Source organism: Agromyces sp. NPDC056523, from assembly GCF_042794545.1.
Classification (GTDB): Bacteria; Actinomycetota; Actinomycetes; order Actinomycetales; family Microbacteriaceae; genus Agromyces.
Genome location: NZ_JBHTTM010000002.1, coordinates 746,793 through 762,638, shown reverse-complemented (window position 1 = coordinate 762,638; position 15,846 = coordinate 746,793). Strand labels below are relative to the sequence as shown.

At 70.0% G+C, this 15,846-nt stretch carries 13 protein-coding genes and 1 tRNA gene; 9 read left to right on the top strand and 5 right to left on the bottom strand.

The genetic code is table 11. The annotated features are described in order from the left end of the window. The first annotated feature begins 20 nt into the window (after positions 1 to 20). The gene (locus ACFQ58_RS10475; protein ID WP_376951012.1) at positions 21 to 626 is read left to right on the top strand and encodes a hypothetical protein; all 606 of its coding nucleotides are present in this window, start codon (positions 21 to 23) and stop codon (positions 624 to 626) included. Positions 627 to 736: 110 nt separating this feature from the next. After that, complete coding sequence (locus ACFQ58_RS10470) at positions 737 to 1,120, top strand: RidA family protein (RefSeq protein WP_376951011.1); 384 nt, start codon at positions 737 to 739, stop codon at positions 1,118 to 1,120. Between the two features lie 38 nt (positions 1,121 to 1,158). On the opposite strand, the gene ACFQ58_RS10465 is transcribed toward ACFQ58_RS10470, so the two are convergent. Further along, a complete protein-coding gene (locus ACFQ58_RS10465) occupies positions 1,159 to 1,926 on the bottom strand; it encodes a hypothetical protein (protein ID WP_376951010.1) in 768 nt (255 codons plus the stop codon). A 34-nt stretch (positions 1,927 to 1,960) separates the two neighbouring features. Here ACFQ58_RS10465 and ACFQ58_RS10460 point away from each other — a divergent pair, with 34 nt between their 5' ends. Continuing rightward, complete coding sequence (locus ACFQ58_RS10460) at positions 1,961 to 2,425, top strand: hypothetical protein (protein ID WP_376951009.1); 465 nt, start codon at positions 1,961 to 1,963, stop codon at positions 2,423 to 2,425. Between the two features lie 20 nt (positions 2,426 to 2,445). Here the strand turns inward: ACFQ58_RS10460 and ACFQ58_RS10455 are convergent, their stop codons facing one another. Beyond that, on the bottom strand, positions 2,446 to 2,751 hold the full coding sequence (locus ACFQ58_RS10455) for a YciI-like protein (protein ID WP_376951008.1): 306 nt from the start codon (positions 2,749 to 2,751) through the stop codon (positions 2,446 to 2,448). 199 nt (positions 2,752 to 2,950) lie between these two features. After that, positions 2,951 to 6,016, bottom strand: a complete 3,066-nt coding sequence (locus tag ACFQ58_RS10450; RefSeq protein ID WP_376951007.1) for a hypothetical protein — start codon at positions 6,014 to 6,016, stop codon at positions 2,951 to 2,953. A gap of 264 nt (positions 6,017 to 6,280) precedes the next feature. Here ACFQ58_RS10450 and ACFQ58_RS10445 point away from each other — a divergent pair, with 264 nt between their 5' ends. The 4 genes from ACFQ58_RS10445 (at position 6,281) to ACFQ58_RS10430 (ending at position 11,955) form a co-directional block, all read left to right on the top strand. Then, positions 6,281 to 7,672 (top strand): MFS transporter, encoded by a 1,392-nt coding sequence (locus tag ACFQ58_RS10445; RefSeq protein WP_376951124.1) that lies wholly within the window; start codon positions 6,281 to 6,283, stop codon positions 7,670 to 7,672. Positions 7,673 to 7,861: 189 nt separating this feature from the next. Further along, positions 7,862 to 10,180: a transglycosylase domain-containing protein gene (locus ACFQ58_RS10440; RefSeq protein WP_376951006.1), complete on the top strand. Its 2,319-nt coding sequence runs from the start codon at positions 7,862 to 7,864 to the stop codon at positions 10,178 to 10,180. A 133-nt stretch (positions 10,181 to 10,313) separates the two neighbouring features. After that, entirely contained in the window at positions 10,314 to 11,297 is a 984-nt protein-coding gene (locus ACFQ58_RS10435) for a hypothetical protein (RefSeq protein WP_376951005.1), read from the top strand. A 1-nt stretch (position 11,298) separates the two neighbouring features. Next, positions 11,299 to 11,955 (top strand): hypothetical protein, encoded by a 657-nt coding sequence (locus tag ACFQ58_RS10430; protein ID WP_376951004.1) that lies wholly within the window; start codon positions 11,299 to 11,301, stop codon positions 11,953 to 11,955. A gap of 44 nt (positions 11,956 to 11,999) precedes the next feature. Here ACFQ58_RS10430 and ACFQ58_RS10425 read toward each other — a convergent pair whose 3' ends face one another. Next, positions 12,000 to 13,640, bottom strand: a complete 1,641-nt coding sequence (locus tag ACFQ58_RS10425; protein ID WP_376951003.1) for a hypothetical protein — start codon at positions 13,638 to 13,640, stop codon at positions 12,000 to 12,002. Positions 13,641 to 13,897: 257 nt separating this feature from the next. Then, entirely contained in the window at positions 13,898 to 14,542 is a 645-nt protein-coding gene (locus ACFQ58_RS10420) for an MBL fold metallo-hydrolase (RefSeq protein ID WP_376951002.1), read from the bottom strand. 61 nt (positions 14,543 to 14,603) lie between these two features. On the opposite strand from ACFQ58_RS10420, the gene ACFQ58_RS10415 reads away from it, so the two are divergent. Both ACFQ58_RS10415 and ACFQ58_RS10410 read left to right on the top strand, forming a co-directional pair. Then, complete coding sequence (locus ACFQ58_RS10415; protein WP_376951000.1) at positions 14,604 to 15,506, top strand: diacylglycerol/lipid kinase family protein; 903 nt, start codon at positions 14,604 to 14,606, stop codon at positions 15,504 to 15,506. Between the two features lie 79 nt (positions 15,507 to 15,585). Beyond that, positions 15,586 to 15,661, top strand: a tRNA-Glu gene (locus ACFQ58_RS10410). Positions 15,662 to 15,846: the final 185 nt, after the last annotated feature.

Below are 15,846 nucleotides of genomic sequence, written 5' to 3'. Positions count from 1 at the left end.
CGATGTATTCGCGTGCACGAATGGGCGCCGCAGGCGCGGCGATGGCGCTCGCGGTCGCCCTCCCGACCCTCTCCGGATGCGCCGGTGGTCCGCCTGCGACGATGCCGCCGGCGTCCACTGCCGAGGACAGCGATTCGTCCGCTACGGCGACGGTCGTCACCAGTGAGATCGTCGGCTACTGGCATCGCGCCCAGAGCTGCGAAGAACTGCTGGCGACCTTTGAAGCGGCGGGGCTCGCCGAATCCCATTCCGGCTGGTTGCAGGGCAACTTCTACGGTGGCGGGGAGGGCCCCACGAGCGGGGACCTCTGCGTCGGGGCCGAGGGACCCCTGGAGCACTCGCACTGGTTCACGGAGACGGGCGAATTCGGTTCGCACGATCAGGCCGGCGAGCAGGTCGACGGCGGCGACTACGTCCTGGTCGATTCCGACACATTGGCGTTTCCCTCGCATTCGGCCGAATTCGGCCATGACGGCGAGATCCTCGTGGACTTCACCGTCGACGACGGCGTCGCCGTGTTCCAGGTGCACGTCCCGGACCCGTGCGACGCACCGTGTCAGGACGCCCATGCGTGGGCCCTCTCCGCGTTCTCGTCCGGCCCTTGGGCGACGGGCGATGTCCCATAGGACAATCGAGCCGTACGACGCTCCCGCGCGACGCGATCCCCGGGATCTCCGCAGCGATCGACCGAGCACGATCGGCCAGGCAATCACGCACTCGGCGTAGGCTCCGGTGCATGGCGAGGCAGATCATCACGGCAGGCGACGTGCCGAGTTCTCCCCTGTTCAGTCAGGGCGTTCGAGTCGGTTCGACGATCTATGTGTCTGGGATGGTGGGAGTCGATCCCGCAACGGGCGAGCTGGCGGGGGCGTCGATCGGGGATCAGACTCGGCAGGCCCTGCGCAACTGCGAGTCCGTCCTCGAGGCAGCGGGGTGTTCGCTGGACGACGTGGCCTTCGTCACCGTGCTCCTTGCGCACCCGGGTGACTTCGCCGGCATGAATGAGGCGTATGCGTCGGTCTTCAGCGACGACCCTCCCGCTCGCGCGGTGACGAGGCTGGGGCCTGAGCTTGCCGGCATCCTGGTATCGATCACGATGACGGCGCACATCGCCGACTGAGCCGACGCGACAGGCCGCATGACCTGAGCGCATCGCTCTCAGGTCTGGCCTCCATTGATATCCTTCGTCGTCTTCAATGATCGGCGAGCGGCGTCGCGTTTCGCCCACACGTCAGCGACATCGATCCTCAACTGCGGCACTTCGTAGTCGTGTTCGAGCAGCTCCTCCCAGGTCTGCGTGACGAGCACCGCATCGTCGTACACCACCTCGTCGCCCTCCATGTGGAAGACGTACGACGGCGAAACGATGTAAAGCACGTAGGCGTCCAGATCGGTGTCGTTCCGCAGCTGGTTGAGCGTGCCGGGTCGTGCAACGACCGCTTGACCCGAAGTGAGTGCGTTGTCGTAGAACCGCGGGCGGTCGACGTCCTTCATTCGGACCGTCAGCTGTCCGCCGACGATATAGGTGACCTGCGTGACGACGGGAAGTACATGGACCCACGAGTGAACGCCCGCGGGCACCCGTCCGGATGCGATGCTCACGTCGCCGACGGCATCCCACGGCAGATTCTTCTGTGTAACGTCGGTTGCATTCAGGAATGCGCTGACATCGGTCCCGTCCGGCACCGTGAAGTATTCGCCTGCCTCGAAGATCCGATCCATTTCTCTTCCTTCGCATCTGCCTGTTGGCGTCACCACTATCGTCGACCCGGCCGCCTGGTCGCGAAAGAGCCGGGTGGCGGTGCTGGATCGCTGAATATTGCGTTTGCCGTCTATTGCGGCGCGATGTTCGCCCTGCCATCCTGCTCTCAAGTGGGGGTCTTCAGAGCTGAAGATGCGCCCCTGAACAGCGGGGAGGTCGATCATGGCAGGAATTCTTCGACGTCGAGGGGCAGCGGCGGTGGTCGCCGCAGCATTGGCATCCATTGCGGCACCCGTCTCGGCATCGGCCGCGGATTTCGAACTTGTCTTTGAGGCCGGCACGGCGTGCGAATTCGAATTGCGAGTCGGGGTAACCGCGGGATCGGCGATCACACGGCAATTCACCGACTCCGAGGGGAATATCGTCCGGACGCTCACGGCGGGACGTGGCAATGACCTCACGTTCACGAACGCCATTACCCAGGCGACCGTCTCGCTGAGGGGGAACGGCTCCGTGACCAGCACAACCCTCGACGCGGATGGAACCTCGACGGTCAGGAGCACGGGACACAATGTGGTGATCCTGTACCCGAGCGACGTGCCGGCCGGCCCCTCGACCACGCTCTACGTCGGTCGAGTGACGTACGAGATCGACGCGCAGGCCATCTTCACGATCACGGGTTCGTCCGGTCGCACGAGGGACATCTGCGACGAGCTGAGTTGAGTCAGGGTGCGCCGCACCGCCTATGGGCGCCCGACGGGGGTGCTCGCATCGGTGCCGACGACGGTCGTCCATGGGCGGGCGGTCCACGCCGTCGCCACGCCGCCCAGGACATAGGGATCTGCCTTCGCGAACGACCGGGCAGCCTCGAGGGCGTTCTCGCCCTGGAAGACGAGCAGACCGCTGAAGGGGCCCTCACCGACGGCGCCGCCCAGCAGCAGCTCACCGCGCTCGACGGCATCCCATGCGGCGGCGAGATGCGCCGATCGAAACGCCTCGCGAGCCTGCAGGTAGTCGTCGGCATAGGTGTATTCGAGTACGACGTGCATCACGGTCCTTCCGAGAACACAGTCCGGGACGCGATGTCGACGAGTCGCCGTCGTCTGTGCAGGGTGCCCAGCATACTGCGGGAGCTCCACACCCCGCCGCTACGCTGACCATCACCAGCCGGAAGGCCGAAGGATCGAGCGATGTTGCCGGGCGACATCCGCAGACGTTCGGCGGGCAACCGGAATCGTGCCCGGGTGCCTAACGGTCGGAGACGGCCTCAGGCTTGTCGTCGCAGGTCGCCGGCATCGCGTCAGGCACCATGTCGGTGAGGCTGCGCAGCGTCGGGACGTCATCGTGGATCGCGGGGCACAGCTGTGTCCGGATCGCGCGATCCAGGCTCTCAGTGCTGTATCCCGAGAGGGCCCAGCCGAGTGGCGGCACGACCGCCGGCTCGGTCGATGGCGCGACGACGACGGTGAATGCGGGCATCACGCCCGCGACGTCCTCCATCGCCCGATGCGCGGCATCCGATTCCGTGCCGACCGTTCCGAACGCGCCGCCGATGCGCTGTATCCAGGCCGCCTGCGCCGCTTGCTTCGATGCCGCCGCGAACCCGACGACCGGGACCAGAGGCTCGGCGGAGACCGCGTCGAGGTCCTCCCGCAAGTCGTACCCCGCCGAGTTCTTCAGGAACACCAGGACAGGCACGATCGGGTTCGCATCGCCGTGTTCGGCGTTCCGCTCGGCGATCGCGTCGGCGATCGTCGGTGCGAGATCGGCCGCGGTGCCGAGTCCCGACCCCTCGGCATACCCCCCGTCGATCAACTGCAGGTCTTCCGTCCCGCAATCGTTACGCTCGCCCAACCGCGCGGCCGGCGTGATGATCGGGAACCGTGCCGAAAGCATGGCCGAGGTCGCCCAATCCATCCGGGCGAAGCAGCCCGAGCCCATCGGGAGCGTCGCCGCAGGCGACATCGCGCTGGACGCGCACGTGAGCTCGCCCGACCCTGCGACCTCACTCGCGACGAGCAGCTTGCACTTGCTCCGCGCGTCGGTCGAATTCAGTACCGGAATGCCGATGCGATCCGACGCCTCGAGCGTCACGGCGCTCTTGAGCCCCGGGACCGCGTCGATCCAGGTCTGCTCGATGAGTGCGGCACGGTCGCGCCAGGCGATTTTCTGCTCCCAAAACGACGGGAAGTGGATGCCGGTGTCGGTTGCGAGCAGGTCGCCGACGAGCAGACCGGCGACGCCGGTGCCGACCGTCGCGGGGCCGGCCAGCTTCCCCAGGTCCGTCTTTGCGCCGGTTTCCCTCTTGCTGGCCGCTGTGGCGGCGAGACCCACCGAACCGCCGCTGACACCGCTGCTCAAGAGGATGGAGTCGGCGAGACATCCACCATGATCCCGAAGCGCCTCGAGGGCGCGGGTCGTCCAGTACGCCGCGCGGATGCCACCGCCTTCGGCGACCACCACCACTGCCGGGATGAATGTCTCGCCGCCCTCGGTGGTCGCGAGGCATTGGGCTTCGGCCAGCGCGGCCAAGCGTGCGTCGACCACGGAGCGGAAGCCCTTCTGCGCCTCCGTGCTACCGGCCTGGGCGGCCTCGACTGCTCCCCGGGCGGCGTGTAGGTCAGGGTCGTCGCGGTCCACCAGCGCCAGGATCATCGAGACGATCAATGGGATGGTGATCGCGAGCGTCAGCACCGGATTCGCGCGCAAGCGCATGACGCGAAAGATCGGCGCCGGTTGCCGGTCCTGCAATGCCACCGTGAACGCGCCCAGCACCGCGCCCCATGCAGTGAGCGCGAGCACGGTGACCGCCGCCCCGCCGACCAGTGCTGCCAGGTGGATCGGGAAGAACGCGAGGAGCGCGAGGATCGCCACGCCGGCGAGGAAGAAGCCGACGATGAGGGTCCGGTGCCGATGAGCGAGCGGGGCGTCCTCTGCGCGGTCGAGGCGCTGCGCCGGATTGAGGAGGGCAACTTGGTTGGCGTGCCACAGCACGATTCTCGGCGCCACCATCACGACGACGACGCCGGTGATGAGCGCCGCCAGTGAGCCGGCGTACGGCCAGCCCCCACCGCTCAGGACGGGCCCGGCGAGCACCGGCGCGGTGAACGACCGGATCAAGCCGAGCCCGCCGATGCCGACGGTCGCCGCGGCAGTCACATCACCGATCAGCCAGGCGTACTCGGCGCGCACCGGATAGTCGACGCGTCCTTCGATATTCGACGGCCACCATGCGGTGACGAAGTACGAGGCGATCACGACGGCCGGAATGGCGAGGAACACCGCGGCGATCGGGGCGAAATCCGCTTCGCTGGTCGTCCACAGGGTGAAGAGGAACAGGACGACCCAGATGCCAATCGGCACCAGCCACCAGATCACGTCGCGCCCGCTCGTCGGCACCGATTGTGGGTTGAACCCATCCGCCGCGGAGACCAGGGCACGGGAGCGCGCCCGACCCAGCACGAGTGCGCAGAGCGCTGCCACACCGACCGCGACGCCGGCGGCGATCGCATGACCCAGCCCGGGCAAGCCAATGCCCACCCATTGGCGCTGGATGTCGGGGAGTTGGTCGAGCACGCCATCGGACGGGATGCACGCGAACAGGAAGAGAAGCGCGATCAGGAACGCCGACAGACGATGCACCCACAGCGCCTGACCGATGCGCACTGCCAGTTCGGCGATGAACCCTCGTGATCCCGAACGACGCACACCCTCGACATGATCGCGAAGGAGCAGCACGACGAGCAGCACGAGGAAGACCCACTTCCCTGTGGAAGCGAGCGCCACGAGAACACCGAACCACTCGGCCCGCACGATCTCGTGGGCTGGGCCGGCCACCGCGAGCAGGATGGCGCCCGCAACGAGCAGAACGAACTCCGCCACCTCGAATCCGACCGCCGTCCAGAGCACGGCGCGCGCCGCCGACCGCCGGGCTTCCGTCATGCGCCTGATCAGCCGGCGGAAAATCCAGACGTAGATCACGATGATCAGCAGGTCGACGGCGACCGAGATTCCGATCAGCCACGCCACAGAGCCGGTGCCGGCTGCGGCGTTGGATGCCCAGTAGCCCCACGCTTCCCTGCTCGCCAGCGCGAACGGCCCGATCACGCTGCCGAGCGGCGAGCTCCGACCGTCCTGACTCAACGAGCCCGCGATCAGCCGGTCGATCTCGAGCACGATGATGAACGCGGCCAGCAGGAGGTACACCGCGGTCAGGACACGAGCTGCGCGCGGCCTCCGCGCGTCCACCCACCCGGTGATCGAATCCGAAACTGATTCCGGTGCCGGCGCGGCGGCACCACCGACGACAGCCATGCGTCCCCCCGTCAGCGTGACCTGGCCGGATCCTACGCCGAGCGATCATGGTGCACTGCGCCCCGATCGGGGGGAATCGCGGCATCCCGGCCCGGCTGCCGGCCGCGCCCCGATCTTGGGCCGGCGAGCCGGGGAATGCCGCGCGCTCTCTCGCGTTGCGTTCAGAGGGGGCTGCTCCGCGCGGCCGGCCCGCTGAGGAGGAACGTGACCGAGCAGACCGCCGTGGGATTCCGCTCCGAACGCGGGCCCGTGCTGATCGCCCTGATGCTGTGCACCGGGCTCGTCGCCATCGAGGCCACGATCCTCGCGACGGCCGTGCCGTCGATCGTGGCCGACATCGGCGGCTTCGCGCAGTTCCCGTGGCTGTTCTCGATCTACCTGCTCGCCCAGGCCGTCTCGGTGCCGGTCTACGCCAAGCTCGCCGACACCATCGGCCGCAAGCCGATCATCCTGGTCGGCATCGGCACGTTCCTCGTCGGCTCGATCCTCGCGGGCTTCGCGTGGGACATGACCTCGCTCATCGTCTTCCGCGCGATCCAGGGACTCGGCGCCGGCGCTGTGCTGCCCGTGTCGATCACGATCACGGGCGACATCTACACGGTGCGCGAGCGCGCCCGGGTGCAGGGCTACATCGCGAGCGTGTGGGCCGCGTCATCCGTCATCGGACCCTCGCTCGGCGGGGTCTTCGCCGAGTTCCTCTCGTGGCGCTGGATCTTCTTCGTCAACATCCCACTGAGCATCCTCGCCGCGTGGATGCTCATCCGGAACTACCACGAGACTGTGGAGCGCAAGAAGCACCGGATCGACATCGCGGGTGCGGCCGTGCTCACGGTCGGGCTCACCCTCCTCATCCTCGCGGTGCTCGAGGGCGGCCAGGCCTGGGCGTGGAACTCGTGGCAGTCGATCGGCGCGTTCGCCGTCGCGGCGCTGCTGCTCGTGGTGTTCGTGATCATCGAGCGACGCGCGGCCGAGCCGGTGCTGCCGCTCTGGGTGTTCTCCCGGCGCCTCATCGTGACGACCTCGCTCATGTCGTTCGGCGTCGGCGCCGTGCTCATCGGACTCACCTCGTACGTGCCGACCTTCCTCGAGATCTCGGCGGGCGCGTCGCCGATCGTCTCCGGACTCGCAGTCGCCGCGCTCACGCTCGGCTGGCCGATCTCGGCATCGCAGTCGGGGCGCCTGTTCCTGCGCATCGGCTTCCGCAACACGGCGTTCCTCGGCCTCGGCATCGCCGTGCTCGGCACGGCCGGGCTCGTGGTGGCGACGTTCGTCCCCAACCCGATCACGACCGCGATCGCCTGCTTCGTCGTCGGCCTCGGTCTCGGCCTCGTCGCCTCGCCCACCCTCATCGCCGCGCAGTCGTCGGTGCCGTGGTCGGAGCGCGGCGTCGTGACCGGGGCGAACATGTTCCTGCGCTCGATGGGCAGCGCGGTCGGCGTGGCGATCTTCGGTGCCGTCGCCAACGCGGTCATCGGTGCCTCGGGGCTCGGCGCGCACTCTGCCGCAGCGATCCAGGCGGCCTCGGCCGCCGTCTTCGTCGGCGTCGTGATCGCGGCGGTCGCCACGATCGCCGGTGCCGTGGCGATGCCCCGCGCGCACGTCGACGAGATCGAGCACCGCGAAGTGGAGCGCGAGCCTTCGACTGCCGCCGGCTGACGAAGGATCCGGCCGCCGGAATCCGATCGGCGAGGACCGGGGCCCGACCCTCCGGCCCTCCGCATTCGCGGCGTGCCGACCCCTCGGCTGGACAACTCCCGCCCGCTGAGGTTCCATGGTTCTCGAGGGTCGATGCGGCCCCCGAACGGGTGCCGGGAAGTCCGGCGCCAGCGAACTCGGAGGTGGTCGATGGAGCCCGGGTTCCGCAACATGCGCAACCGCGATTTCCAGGAGACGCGGACGCCGGTGGGCATCGTCGGCGGCATCGTCGGACTGGTGGCGGCGAGCGCGGCGGCGGCCATGCTCCTCACGGCGGCGGTCACGCCCGCCATCGCGGCCGTCGGAGTCGCGACATCCAGCACCATCTCGATGTTCGAGAACCTGCCGAGCTACCTCGAGATCGGCGAGCTGTCGGAGAAGAGCAACATCTACGCGACGCAGTCCGACGGCAAGGCCGTGCTGCTCGCCTCGTTCTACGACCAGAACCGCGTCGAGGTGGGCTGGGACCAGATCAACCAGTACGTGAAGGATGCCGCGATCGCTGGCGAGGACCCGCGATTCTACGAGCACAGCGGCGTCGACCTCCAGGGCACGATGCGCGCCGCCGCCACCACCGCGACCGGCCGCGAGACCCAGGGCGGTTCCTCCATCGCCCAGCAATACGTCAAGAACGTGCGCGTACAGGAATGCGAGCGCAACGCCGCCTCGCCCGAGGAGGCCGACGGCTGCTACGACACCGTCACCGAGACGACCATCGACCGCAAGCTCAAGGAGATGCGGCTCGCGATCGGCATCGAGAAGCGCTACACCAAGAGCGAGATCCTGCTCGGCTACCTCAACATCGCCGGGTTCGGCGGCACCGTCTACGGCATCGAGGCGGCCGCGAACTACTACTACGGCACGTCAGCCGCGAACGTGACCCTGCCGCAGGCGGCCTCGCTCCTCGCGATCGTGAACAACCCCGGGAAGTTCCGCCTCGACCAGCCGGACAACGAGACGAACGGCACAGCGAACAGCTACGCCGAGAACACCGGCCGCCGCAACTACATCCTTCGAAGCATGCTCTCGGAGCAGAAGATCACGCAGGCCGAATACGACGCCGCGATCGCCACGCCCGTCGAGCCGAGCATCCGCGAGCCGAGCACGGGCTGCCAGACCGCCGGCGGAAGCGCCTACTTCTGCGACTACGTGAAGAACATCCTGCAGAACGACCCGACGTTCGGCGAGGACCAGGAGACGCGGATGCTCAACTTCCGTCGAGGCGGGTACGACGTCTACACGACGCTCGACCTCGATCTGCAGCAGGCCGCCGTCCGGGCGATCGGCACCCACGTCCCGGCGACCTTCCCCGGATGGGACGTCGGCGGCGTGATCTCGAGCGTCCAGGTCGGCACGGGGCGCGTGCTCGCGATGGCTGAGAACCGCGTGTACAGCCAGGATCCGGCGGTCCTCGCCAAGGGCCCGCAGTTCACGAGCATCAATTACAACACCGACTTCGCCTACGGCGGGTCCCGAGGCTTCCAACCTGGATCCTCGTACAAGGTCTTCACGCTCGCCGAGTGGCTGAGTTCCGGACGTGGCCTGGGCGAACGGGTGGACTCGCGGCCCAAGAGCAACTGGGGCACGTTCCAGGACAGCTGCCTCGGCCCCCACTTCGCCGGGAACTGGAATCCGCGCAACGACGCGAACGAGTCGGGCGGCAACTACAGCGCGATGGAGTCGACGATCGGCTCGATCAACACGGGCTTCATCGGGATGGCGAAGGAGCTCGACCTCTGCAACATCCGGAAGCGGGCCGAGGCCTTCGGCGTGCATCGCGCCGACGGCGACCCGCTCGTGCAGGGGCCGTCGTCCGTGATCGGCACCAACGAGGTGGCGCCGCTCAGCATGGCCGTGGCCTTCGCCGGGATCGCGAACAACGGCCTGACCTGCACGCCCGTCGCGATCGACCGCATCGTCGGACGTGACGGCGAGGAGGTCGCCGTGCCGAAGTCGACGTGCACGCAGTCGGTCTCGCCAGAGGTGGCCGCCGCGATGCACACCGCGCTGGGCGCCGTCATGACGAGCGGCACGGCCCAGGCGTCCAACAATTCGACGGTCCCATCCGTCCCGCTCATCGGCAAGACGGGAACCACCGACGGCGCGAAGGACACCTGGATGGTCGGCGCCAGCTCAAAGGTCGCGACGGCGGCCGCGGTGATCAGCGTGAACGGCGACGCCAACCAGCGCGGGATCTCGTTCGACACCGGCAGCGCCGCGACTGCACGGCACCGCATGTGGCCCGAGGTCATGTCCGTGGCCGCGGCGAAATACGGCGGCGCTCCGTTCACTCAGGCGGGTATGGGACCAGTGACCGGACCCGGCTCCTCGCCCGACGGCTCCGTGGATGACGGCGGCGATGGCGGCGGCGACGGCGGCGATGGCGGCGGCGACGGAGGGGACGACTCCGGGCCGGGCAACGGCAACGGGAACGGCAACGGCAATGGGAACGGCCGCGGCAACGACTGATGCGCAGAACGCGCACCGACCGATCGTCGGCCTGATTCGGTGACGTCCCTGATGACGCGGTGGCGCGGGCGTGCCACGCTGGTTCCCACACGAGGTCGGACTCGAGCCGGCCCGTGGCATCCGGAGCAGCGCGATGGACGATCCGAACGAGGTCGACGGCCGCGTCCCCGAACTTCACGAGGACTCGGGACCCGCTGCGCCTCCGGAAACCGCGACGGCCTCCTCGAAGGACTCACCGCCGACTGACTCGCCGCCCCCGCCGCCCGCATCGACCTCCAAGGTCGTCATCGAGTGGCTGGGCGTGCTCGTGCCGTTCACGACCGTCCTGACGGCCTTGGCGTTCTGGTTCGGCTGGACGCTCACGAATGCGCGGAGCCGGTACCTCGGCGTCGATGCCAGCGTGTTCGGGTTCACGCCCACCGACTACATCCTGCGCAGCGCGGATGCGGTCATCGTCCCGGTGATCCTGATCTGCCTCGCGGGGCTGGTCTGGGTGAGCCTGCTCGCGGGGGTCAACGTGCTGCTGGATCGGCCCGGCATGCGCCATCCCGTTCGGATCGGCGCCACCGTCGTGCTCGCCCTCTCGCTCCTCGGCATCGTCATCGCCCTGCGCGCGATGTTCGTGGGGTTCGCGCCCGGCGCGCACTACCTCGCGGCGCCGCTCCTGCTGGGTGTGAGTGCGACCCTCGCCGGCACCGCGGCGTCCGTCCTGCGCCGCACGGCATCCGACCCTCGCCTGCGGCTCGCGCGCTTGTGGGGCCGGAGCGGCGTGGTCCTGACCGCGACGATCGTCGTCGCGAGCCTGTTCTGGGCGTCGACGCTCTACGCCGACGCACTCGGGCGCGGGCGCGGGCGCGACGTCGAGCAGCAGCTCGAGCGACTGCCCTCTGTCGCGGTGTTCAGCGCGGCCCCGCTCGGACTCACGACCCCCGTCGAGCCGCGGGCCGTCGAGGACGGCGGGCGGTTCACGATCCGGTACGACGGACTGCGCCTGCTCCTGAAGTCGGGCGGCTCGTACTTCCTGCTGCCCGATGGATGGCGCAGCGGGAACGGCCCGGTGATCGTGCTGCGCGACGACGCCGACATCCGACTCGAATTCACGGCTGGAGGTGGATGAGATGGACGACATCCCACGCATGACGGGTGCGGCCGGGGCCGTTCTGCTGCTCGCACTCCTGGGCGGATGCGCGACTGCGGACCCGCTCGCGCAACCCGGACAGCAGACGGGCGAACCGACGACCTCGCCCGCACCGGCACCTGATCCGGACCCGCCTCCCGACCCGGAGCCGGAACCAGGTCCCGACCCGCTGCCGGTCGAGACCAACGAAGTGCGGCTGACCTGGGTCGAGACGGGTGGCCAGGGCCGCCCGACCGTCGAGTTCCCGGACGGCATGCCGTACTTCGCTCACTTCGACGTGAACGCGGATGGCTCGGAGCCGGTGAGGATCGAGTCCATCGCGATCGGATCCGAGCCCGAGTTCTCAGTCGACAGCGACGGATGCAGCGGCGCCGTGGTCTCCGCGGACGATGCCTGCGCCATCACGCTCGCCTTCACGGCGGGCGGGGTGGGCGTCTTCCAGACCGTGCTGAGCGTGAAGCCCGAGGGCGGGCCGGCCGCGGGCATGACGGTCGCGATCGAGGTGGTCGACGAGTCTCCCGACCCGGACCCCGATCCGGATCCCGACGGCACGGACGGCACCGAGGGCACAGACGGCACGGACGGCACGGATGGCACCGATGGCACCGACGGCGAGGAGGACGCGCCGCTCGAATGAGCAGTGCGCCCTCCTGACGTCGTCTTCGGTCGGCCGCGCCGAGGTCAGGCGGATGCCACCGCCAGCCGGCTGTGCCGGATGCGGTGCACGGCCCATGCGGCCAGCGCGGCGAGCACGAGCGCCCCGAAGACGAGCATCCACGGCAGCAGCGCCCCGGGCGAGACGCCCTGCGTGCCGGCGGCGAGCTGTGCGGAACCGGATGCGAGCTGACCGTTGCCGTCGCTGAGCTCGGCCGCACCGTCGGAGAGGTCGGTCGCCCCCGAGGCGAGCATGATGCTCCCGTCGGCGAGCGTCTGCGTGCCGACTGCGAGCTCCGAGGATCCGGAGGCGAGTTCGTCGAGGCCGTCCGACAGGCCAGTCGCGCCGGTCGAGAGCGCGCCCGTGCCCATCGCGAGCTCGCTCGCGCCGGTCGAGAGACGCTGCGCTCCGGCGGCGAGCTCCGCGGAGCCGCTCGCGAGCTTCTCCGTGCCCGCGACCAGCTCGTCCACCTTCACGTCGAGCGTGGCCGTACCGCCGCGCAGGTTCGCCGCACCGCTGCTGACCTGGGCCGCGCCTGCGGCGACCGCCGAAGCGCCGTCGGCCACTCGTCGGGTGCCCGCCGACAGCTCGGCAGTGCCCGCGGCGAGCCGGCCCGATCCGTCGACGGCGGCGTCCGCGCCATCCGACAGCGCCGTCGCGCCGGTGCGCAGGGCCACCGCGCCGCCGTGCGCCGAGTGGACGCCCGCGGACAGCGTGCCGAGTCCGGCGCGCGTGGACTCGGCGCCCGCGGCGACCGACTTCGAGCCGGCCGAGACGGCGCCGGCAGCGCCGGACAGGCCGGCGGCGGAGTCGCGAAGCGCCGCGGCCTGCGCGACGAGTGCCGCGTCGGCACCCGAATCGACGAGCGCGGCATGGAACGCCGTCAGTGCGGCGGAGAGGTCGGCGCTGCCCGCGGCGACGCCGGACGCGCCGTCCCGGACCGACGCCGCGCCGGCCGCGAGCGTGACCGAGCCCTGCGCGAGCGCCGCTGCGCCCGCGTCGGCCTGCTGGAGTCCGGTGGCCAGGGTGCCGGCGCCCGAGTCCAGCTTGCTCGCCCCGTCCGCCAGCGCGCGGACGCCCGCGTCGAGCGAGGCGGCTCCGCCGGCGATGGTGCCGGCCGCCGCACTCGCGCTCGCGGCGCCGCCTGCCAGCGCGCCCGCGCCGGAGGACGTGCGGCCCGCCCCGTCCGCGAGGCGGGTCGCCCCGTCGTTCGCGCGAGAGATGCCGTCGGAGAGCAGGGTCGAGCCGCCCGCGGCGCGTTCCGCCCCGGCCGACAGGTCGTTCGCGCCGGCGGCGCTGCGCGCCGCGCCATCCGACAGCACGATGGCACCCGCGGCCGCCTTCTGGGCGCCGGCCTCGACCTTCGCGGCACCCGCCGCAGCGCTCTCGGCGCCGTCGGCGACCTTGTCGGCGCCCGCGGCCGCCGTCTCGGCGCCATCGCTCACCTCGCCGGCTCCCGCAGCGAGCCGCTCGGCGCCGTCGGCCACCTCGGATGACCCGGCGTCGGCCTGTCCGGCGCCGTCGGAGAGGCTCTTGGCCCCCGCCGAGATGGTGTTGGTGGTGAGCAGGAAGAACGCCGCCAGGGCGATGAGCGCGATCGTCACGGCGATCGCCGCGATCCGCACGCCCACGCCGTGCCGGTGCGGCGCGTGGTCGATTCTCGTCATTGAGTCTCCTGTGGGCCGGGCACGCCGAACGGCCCGGGTCGGGGGATGCAGGTCGACGGCGCGGTGGTGCGGGCGCGCCGCCACTCGTGACGCGACGCGGAGACCTGCGGCCGCGACATCCGGCCCTCGGCGCCCCGGCGCGCGCGAAAGTGGCACGAATCTGGCAGACGCCCTGTGGAGTCGTCAACGCACCGCGGGAAAGTTCGGTGGATTCCGCCAAGGGCCGTCGAGGTCGGCCGCCCCGCGTTGTGGGACCGCTACAGGTCGAACGAGTCGCCGGGCTCGAGCGCGAGGTATTCCCCGCCGCCCTGCTCGGTCGCCCACTCGAGCCGGGCGTTCGAGAGGTCCTTGCCCGCGCGTGAGAGCACCATCTCGTGGGTGGGGAAGGCGCGCCGCGGCGCGACCGCCATGACGTAGTCCATCGACTCGGCGATCTTCATCCAGGGTGCGCCGGCCGGTGCGGCCAGCGCCTGCACCTGCACGCCCTGCGGGATCTCGAACGAGTCGCCCGCGTAGTAGAGCGCGTCGTTGACGAGTACGCCGAGGTTGTCGATGACCGGGATCGACGCGTGGATGATCGCGTGCCGGCCGCCGAAGAAGCGCACCCGGAATGGGCCGATCTCGACCTCGTCACCCGGCGCGACGGGCTCGACCTCGATGCCGGCCTCGGCGGCCGCGTCGGCCATCCCGGCCGGACCGAAGACGCGCACGTCGGGGTTGCGGTCGCGGATGCGGCCGAGTTGCTCGGGCGTCCAGTGGTCGTCGTGCTGGTGCGTCACCACCACGGCGAGCGCACCCGAGGATTCCGTGATCGGGGTGGTGAACTTGCCCGGGTCGATGAACAGTCGATTGCCGGAGTGCTCCACGACGAGGGCGGCGTGCTCGAGCTTGGTGACGCGCATGCTCAGAGCCAACACCCGTGTCCGTGGCACGCGCAACGGGGTTGCCTGCCACAATCGCAGCATGACGCGTGGCCCCCGCCGACTCCTCATCGCGGTGAACCCGTACGCCTCGTTCGGGCGCAACCGCTGGGTCGGCCCGGCCGTGGCCGAGCGCCTGACCGACGAGGGATACGAGGTCGCGCTGCTCCGCGAGGAGAACTTCGAGCTGCTGCGCCGCGAGACGCAGTCGGCATTCGAGCAGGGGACCGACGGCCTCGTCGTGGTCGGCGGCGACGGCATGGTCTCGATGGGCGTGAACATCCTGGCGCGCACCGGCGTCCCGCTGGGCGTCGTCCCCGCGGGGACCGGCAACGACTTCGCGAGGGCGCTCGGCCTCCCGCACGAGCATCCCGAGGCGGCGATCGACGCGCTGGTCGACGCGCTCCGGCGTCCTCCGCAGAGCGTCGACCTCGGGCTGGTGCACCACGGAGAGCTGCGGACCTGGTTCGCGTGCGTGCTCTCGGCGGGGTTCGACGCCGTGGTGAACGAGCGGGCCAACCGGATGGTGCGACCCCGCGGTTCGAGCCGGTACACCCTCGCCCTGGTCCGCGAGCTCGCGACGTTCCGCCCTCGCAGCTACGCCATCACGCTCGACGGGGTGCGCCGCGAACAGACGGCGATGCTGGTCTCGATCGCCAACGCTCCGTCGCTCGGCGGGGGCATGCGCATCGTGCCACACGCGGACCTCTCGGACGGGCTGCTCGACGCGTTCATCGTGCATCCCCTGTCGCGCCTCGGGCTCATCTCGGTGTTCCCGCGCGTGTTCGCGGGCGAGCACGTCGACCATCCCGCCGTGGAGTTCGCCCAGGCGAAACGCGTGCGGCTCGAGGCCGACGGTATCGTCGCGTACGCGGACGGCGAGCGGATCGGCACGTTGCCGGTCGAGGTCGAGGTCGTGCCCGGCGCGCTGTCCGTGTACGCCTGACGTGCCCGGTCGGAGGTGCCCGACCCCTCGATTTGGAATGCGCGCAACGCGTATGACATACTCGAACACGTTGCGACGAGGCCCCATCGTTTAGCGGCCTAGGACGCCGCCCTCTCACGGCGGTAGCGCGGGTTCAAATCCCGCTGGGGTCACCAACACACCGAAACGCCCTCGGCAGTCATGCCGGGGGCGTTTCGTCATGTTCGGCACGTCGCGGATCGCCCGCTAGACTCGTCCGAGCGAAGGGGAGTATCCCGCCGGGGTTTCGCGCCCCGGGCCACGATCGTCAGTACGAGCGCCGCCGATGCCGCTCCGGTCGTGGCGGCGCACCACGGTGCAG